General features: G+C 42.6%; 6 protein-coding genes, 2 tRNA genes, 1 rRNA gene and 1 riboswitch (1 of these 10 only partly in view). All 9 genes read right to left on the bottom strand.

Features of this window, described 5'->3' with window-relative positions; genetic code table 11:
- Positions 1 to 3: 3 nt before the first annotated feature.
- A complete protein-coding gene (locus tag ACZ449_RS13295; protein WP_464261471.1) occupies positions 4 to 1,326 on the bottom strand; it encodes a hexokinase family protein in 1,323 nt (440 codons plus the stop codon).
- A gap of 31 nt (positions 1,327 to 1,357) precedes the next feature.
- Positions 1,358 to 1,534, bottom strand: coding sequence for a Spo0E family sporulation regulatory protein-aspartic acid phosphatase (locus tag ACZ449_RS13300; protein WP_464261472.1), 177 nt, complete (start codon positions 1,532 to 1,534; stop codon positions 1,358 to 1,360).
- Between the two features lie 109 nt (positions 1,535 to 1,643).
- Complete coding sequence (locus ACZ449_RS13305) at positions 1,644 to 2,498, bottom strand: sensor histidine kinase (RefSeq protein ID WP_464261473.1); 855 nt, start codon at positions 2,496 to 2,498, stop codon at positions 1,644 to 1,646.
- Positions 2,488 to 3,651 carry an alcohol dehydrogenase-like regulatory protein ErcA gene (ercA, locus tag ACZ449_RS13310; RefSeq protein WP_464261474.1) on the bottom strand — a complete coding sequence of 388 codons (1,164 nt, stop codon included), beginning with the start codon at positions 3,649 to 3,651 and terminating at the stop codon, positions 2,488 to 2,490. Before ercA ends, ACZ449_RS13305 begins: the two co-directional genes overlap by 11 nt.
- Positions 3,652 to 3,755: 104 nt before the next feature.
- Positions 3,756 to 5,015, bottom strand: coding sequence for a diaminopimelate decarboxylase family protein (locus ACZ449_RS13315; RefSeq protein ID WP_464261475.1), 1,260 nt, complete (start codon positions 5,013 to 5,015; stop codon positions 3,756 to 3,758).
- A 98-nt stretch (positions 5,016 to 5,113) separates the two neighbouring features.
- Positions 5,114 to 5,287: riboswitch (Lysine riboswitch) on the bottom strand.
- Positions 5,288 to 5,454: 167 nt separating this feature from the next.
- The gene (locus ACZ449_RS13320) at positions 5,455 to 5,658 is read right to left on the bottom strand and encodes a hypothetical protein (protein ID WP_464261476.1); all 204 of its coding nucleotides are present in this window, start codon (positions 5,656 to 5,658) and stop codon (positions 5,455 to 5,457) included.
- 238 nt (positions 5,659 to 5,896) lie between these two features.
- Positions 5,897 to 5,972, bottom strand: a tRNA-His gene (locus ACZ449_RS13325).
- A gap of 11 nt (positions 5,973 to 5,983) precedes the next feature.
- Positions 5,984 to 6,059: transfer RNA gene (locus tag ACZ449_RS13330), tRNA-Met, on the bottom strand.
- A gap of 193 nt (positions 6,060 to 6,252) precedes the next feature.
- A 23S ribosomal RNA gene (locus tag ACZ449_RS13335) occupies positions 6,253 to 6,407 on the bottom strand; it runs 2,760 nt beyond the window's last position.

Consider the following 6,407-nt stretch of genomic DNA (forward strand, 5'->3'; position numbering starts at 1 on the left):
TATTTACTGCGAATTATAGACTGTGGCAGCCGCAATGGCTGCACCAATACCGGAACCATCTTTACTGAGGCGAATAGTAACCTTTTTGGCCCCTATGCCCCATATATCATTCATCGCCTGCGCCAAATACTCGGCATATCCAGGCATTTTTTCGTATAATGACCCGTCAACCGCAATAGTATGTGACCGGCTAAGCTCCAGATCAATCCTATACAATACGCCAGCCCAAGTAGCAGCCACTAGCCTGGCAGACCGAATAGCAACAAGTCTGGCAATGGTTTGCAGAGCTGCAAGCTCGCCTAGTGTTAGATTACCTAAGTTCCAACAAGCAGCAACAACTTCAGCTACAGCCTCTAATCCTGCTGTATGATCAGCAAGTATTGTTGAAAGATCTTCTGTCCGCACGGAATATGGAAGATGCAATGTATTGGCAGGCTCTCCGGCCATGTGACCATCAGCCACCAAGCTGCTGACAATGATTCGAACAATTTCACCTAAATATTGTCCTGAAGTCTGCTTCTCCAGACGTTGCGCCCCCGGTTTTTCACTATCCTGATCCAAACATAAATCGTATTTAGTTTGCATTATTTGGCTAAAATTACCTGATTCCATATTAACGATCATCGGCTTGTTAGTTAGAGGATGACCTGGTTCAAGATAACAACTGTTATGTCCGGTACCGCAAATAGCACCGATATCAGTAGCATTATCCCTGTAGGCAGCGGTTAACAAGGTACCGGTAGTATCATTGATTATCGCCTGTGGATAAACATAGGAGATTTTTTTGCGCTCTAATGCAGCTTGCAATAACTGCCCGACATTCTGTCCTTCAACTCCCGCTGTCTTGATCTCCTTTGTCCAACTAATTAATTCTGCTTCGTTAATATCATACTGGTGACAAGGAAATGAAAAAGTATGACCCAATGGATACGTTTTATCCGTAGTTGGCACGATTTCAGCAATTTTTTCGGCTATAAAGTCAAATAACTGCATCCCTGACGCAGACGCAGTTGTAAAGTCATAATTTTTCCGTTTATCTTTCAGAAGAAAGGACCGCCTGTTACTAATATGAACCTGCCCATCTCCTGTAAGTGTAATCAGCAACACCCGTACATTTGTACCGCCAAAGTCAACAGCAACTACTGTGCCTTGCTCCCGACCTGTGGGAACACCAATATAGGAAGGCAGCATTTTTAGAGAACTTGGCTTACCAGCCAAACCAGCAGTCATTGCCGCTTGAAACCGTTCAGCAATCTCTTTCAACAAACTGGCAGGTACAGACAGTTGTTCTTCTATTCCTGCTAAAACTCTGCTTAAATCAGTCAACTCATCCAACTCCCAAGTAAGTACTTCCTACTTAACTATTAAGATTGTGTTGCTGACGGTAAAATTTCCCTATCTCGCAATCCAATAATCGGCTGATTTCTAATACTTGAGGATGTGACAAGCCATAGGCCGCAGCAAGGGAATGCATTTTTTCGCGTAAAGTCTCTATGATATCATTAATGGTAATTCTCTCGATATTATCTAACAACAAACGCGCCCTCCACTAAATAATTTCCTTATATTAACAACAATTAACATTATAAAACATATTTACTAATTTTGGAAGAGGAAATTTTTGATCTTTATCATGAATTTTTTTACATTTTTCTTAATAGGTTAAAGAAAAATGTCGCCCCTTGTCCGATTTCTCCATGAGCCCAGATTTCTCCGCCATGACGGTTAATTATGCGTTGTACTGTAGCTAAGCCTATTCCATTTCCGGGAAATTCATGTATTGTGTGCAGGCGTTGGAAAGCCCCAAATAATTTATCTGCATACACCATATCAAAACCTGCACCATTGTCACGTACATAAAAAATCGTTCGATCAGATTCTTTATCCACCATTTTGCCAATCTCCACTCTTGCATCTGTACGATTGGCAGTAAATTTAAATGCATTCCCCAGCAGATTTTCAAATAGTATGCGTAACATCCCACTGTCACCATGAGCCTTTAAATCAGGCTCGATACTAACACATACCTCCCGGTCAGTGTGTGCTTGCTTAAGTACCTCTGCTACCTCCTGGGCGATAGTGCTCAAATCTACTTCTTGTCTGACAATCTCACTACGGGTGAGCCGAGACAAATTGAGCAACCCGTCAATCAATTCTGCCATACGCTGACTTGCCAGTCGAACTCGTTGCAAATACCCCTGCCCATCTTCATCTAAAAGATGCCCATAATCCTCCAGCACAGCTAAACTAAAGCCATCAATACTACGCAGAGGTGCCCGCAAATCATGGGATACAGAATAACAAAATGCCTCTAACTCTTTATTGGCAGCAGCCAGTTCGGCCGTCCGTTCGGCCACTCGTTGTTCCAGTTCGGAATTTAATTGCTCCAATTCATCCATGCGGCGTTGTAACTCTGGATAATAATTCTTACGAATCGACTTGTCCCCAAGACCAATCAGCTTATCCCGCAATTTATCAACATGAGCATCATAAGGCATGACGAAAGATCTCCTCTATTTCCTTGAGTGTCGGCACACATGGATTTGTCGATAAACAAGGATCACCAAGAGTATTTTTCGCCAAAACTGGGATATCGGCCTCTGTAACCCCAACATCGCTTAATGTCTTGGTAATCCCTAACTGTTCCCGTAAAGAATCAATTGTTGATAAGATGAGCTTTTCCCGCTGGGGTGCAGACAAATCTCTCAACGACAGCCCCATAGCTTCCCCGATTTTTTCATAGGACTCCCGACACGCTGGGAAGTTATAGGCCATAACATGCTTTAACAAAATGGCGTTACACTCACCATGAGGTAAATCAAACATGCCGCCAAGACTATGTGCCATAGCATGAACGGCACCTAGTATGGCATTGGAAAAAGCCATACCTGCTGATAAACTTCCTAACATAGTATAGCTGCGATATTCAAGATTTTCTGGATCACGGACTGCTAATGCCAGATATTGGCTAAGCAACTCCACTGCTTTTAGGGCATGAAGGTCGGTTAAAGGAGAACTGGCTTTAGAAACAAAAGCCTCAATAGCATGACACAGAGCATCCATTCCAGTACAGGCTGTCAGATAGGAAGACATAGTGGTAAGTGTGGCAGGATCAATCAGTGCAACATCAGGTACTAACGTCTTACTAACAATAGCCATTTTAGTTTTTCGCATACTATCGGCAATAATGGTAAATTGCGAAACATCGGCAGAGCTACCAGCCGTAGTCGGGATACAAATAAGTGGTGGTATAGATCTGACCACTCGATCTACGCCCTCAACGTCGGTAATCTGACAATTATTTGTAGCTACTATCCCAATCCCTTTAGCACAGTCAATCGGACTGCCACCACCAACTGCCACTAACACGTTACAACCATTGTCAAGGTAGACACTAGCTCCGGCCATTACCTCATAGTCACGGGGATTACTATGTACATCTTGGAAAACCACATAAGGTAGGGAATGATTTTCGAGACTTTTCACCACAGGCTCCAGCCACCCGGATTCAATAATACCAGAGTCGGTAACAATTAGTACTTTTTTCGCACCAAAGTTTTCCGCATATTGACCAGCAAGATCAATTGCTCCTACCCCAAATATGAACTCGGGTACAACAAACTTGCGTAGTTCAAATACCGATAAGGCCATATCCATCCCTCCCATATACTTGATATTCCGTTATGGCAAAAATTGAAATTTTATAATATATACGAGAAAAAATTCACCTGACAAATATCAGGTGAATTTCTATCTTATTTCTCCAAACCCAAAAAATCCAATGTAGCAAAGTAATCTTCCATTGTTTCCGCCCGACGGATAAGTTCGACACTTCCATCCGGCTTCAGCATTAATTCCGCTGACCGCAACTTACCATTGTAGTTAAATCCCATTGCATGACCATGAGCTCCCGCATCATGAATAACCACTACATCGCCAATATCAATCATCGGCAATTTACGGTTGATAGCAAATTTATCATTATTCTCACACAAGGAACCAGCAACATCATAGATATAGCCTAATGGCCATTCTTCTTTACCCAGAACTGTAATATGATGATAAGCACCATATAAAGCTGGACGCATTAAGTTAGCCATACAAGAGTCTAGGCCTACATAGTTTTTGTAGATCTCTTTTTTATGCAACACTGTCGATACCAGATACCCATAAGGCCCGGTAATCATCCGACCGCACTCCATAGCAATCTTTAGCGGCGCCAGACCATTGGCCGCAATTTTAGCCTCATATGCCTTCTTAATACCTTGACTGATCACATTGAGATCAACCGGCTCCTGTTCAGGACGGTAGGGAATGCCAATGCCGCCGCCAAAATTAACAAACTCAATTTTAATATCCAGTGTCTGGTAAATCTCGATAATGAGGTCAAACATCATATTGGCAGTTTCAATGAAATAATTAGGATCAAGTTCATTAGAAATGACCATAGTATGAATACCAAACCGCTTTACGCCTCTTGCCTGCATAGTCCGGTAGCCATCCAAAAGCTGTTTACGCGTTAAACCATATTTAGAATCTTCCGGATTACCGATAATGGAGTTGCCGCCTTCCCTGAGCGGACCTGGATTATAGCGGAAGCAAATCATCTCTGGAATTCCAGCATGCTTATCTAAATAGTCAATATGACTAATGTCATCCAGATTAATGATCGCCCCTAATTCACGCGCCTTTTTGAATTCGACAGCCGGAGTATCATTCGATGTCAAGATGATCTCTTCACCGAACATACCTGTTTTTTCTGCTAAAATAAGTTCTGGCAGTGAGCTGCAGTCAGCTCCGAGACCTTCTTCCCGCAATATTTTCAAAATATACGGATTCGGAGCAGCCTTTACAGCAAAATATTCTTTAAACTCCGGTGCCCAAGAAAAAGCTTTTGTTAGTTTACGGACATTCTGCCTAATGGCTGCCTCATCATAAATATGAAACGGTGTTGGATACTGCGTAATCACTTCTGCTACTTGCTCTTTTGTAAATGGTAATTTTTTTTCAGCCAATTGTTTCGCCTACCTTTATTATTAACTATTTTTAATGTAAAAAGCAGTTTGCGCTAACTCCCGCAAACTGCTTAAAGACAAGAGAATACTCTCATCAGCTGCAAGATAGCTCTCCACCATAACCACAGGTGACAGTCTTGCATTTATTAAATGCAAGACCAGCAAAAAGTTTTTGGCAAAAACCTTCACTTCGGCGGTCAGCCCCTTTCAGTATGGTCATCGCTGCCAACTCTTCATACTTACTCTTGCTCTGCCGCGCCTCTATCGGAAAAATATATTTCGATTATGTCTATAATATCAGTCTACCCTAGGCAGTGTCAATATATCGAGGGTGAAATCTTACCACTTCGGCCTTTTCCACCAAATAGCGGAGTTGTCTATTAACAACTCATACGAATTATTTCTGCATATATCATTAATTTCCTTCCACTGTTATAATTTATTTATCACGATAATATGACCACACACAGTATAACCCGCGCATAGTTCCACCGCACTGGCAACCAGCTTGACCACATAAACGAGTACAAACCTCAACACCTGACACTGGTTCGATTTTACCCCTTTGCCGTTTACGCCAAAAAACAACCTCTTGCTTGGCCTTTTTTCTCCCCAGATTGCAAAACCATTGCCAAAGTTGCATAGCGCCAACTCCTTTGTCTCTTTGTTAGCTTTAAGTATAGAGAATGCGCCATTAATCTGCAGTGACCAACATCACACCTATCAACGCGTAAAGCTACGCAGATAGCGAGCGTTGTCAATACATGGCCTGCCTGCACCTGTAAACTTCTTTAATAATAATGCTTTTTTTGAAAAACAAGGGCAGAATCCTATCAAGTTAGATAGATTTCTGCCCTACATGTTTTAAATAGCTATAAAATTGGGGTGACTGGAGGGTCTCGAACCCTCGAGTACCGGAGCCACAATCCGGCGTGTTAACCACTTCACCACAGCCACCATATAATAATTGGTTGCGGGAACAGGACTTGAACCTGTGACCTTCGGGTTATGAGCCCGACGAGCTACCAACTGCTCCATCCCGCGATGTTAAGCAGAGAACCAACTTATTAGGAGCATCGCGACGCTAGAACTTGCGTGAATCGCTTAGTTCTGAGCGATAGCGAAGAACCTCATAATAACGTTACTTCTCATTAGAGATATATTCCCTGAAAACTTCACAGAAGAAAGACTGCGCATTAGTCTTATCGATGTTTGCACTTCATGCAAACGAGGTTGTTAAGTCAAGTCCTCGGCCTATTAGTACCAGTCAGCTGCATGGATTACTCCACTTCCACATCTGGCCTATCTACCTTGTAATCTCCAAGGGGCCTTACTTCTTTCGAATGACAGACCTCATCTTAAGGCTGGTTTCACGCTTAGATGCTTTCAGCG

The organism is Desulfosporomusa polytropa (genome assembly GCF_055380075.1).

Bases quoted from the DNA above. Each gene is read 5' to 3' on its own strand.
- ACZ449_RS13305 (WP_464261473.1), bottom strand. From the start codon at position 2,498: ATGCCTTATGATGCTCATGTTGATAAATTGCGGGATAAGCTGATTGGT.
- ercA (WP_464261474.1), bottom strand. From the start codon at position 3,651: ATGGCCTTATCGGTATTTGAACTACGCAAGTTTGTTGTACCCGAGTTC.
- ACZ449_RS13320 (WP_464261476.1), bottom strand. From the start codon at position 5,658: ATGCAACTTTGGCAATGGTTTTGCAATCTGGGGAGAAAAAAGGCCAAG.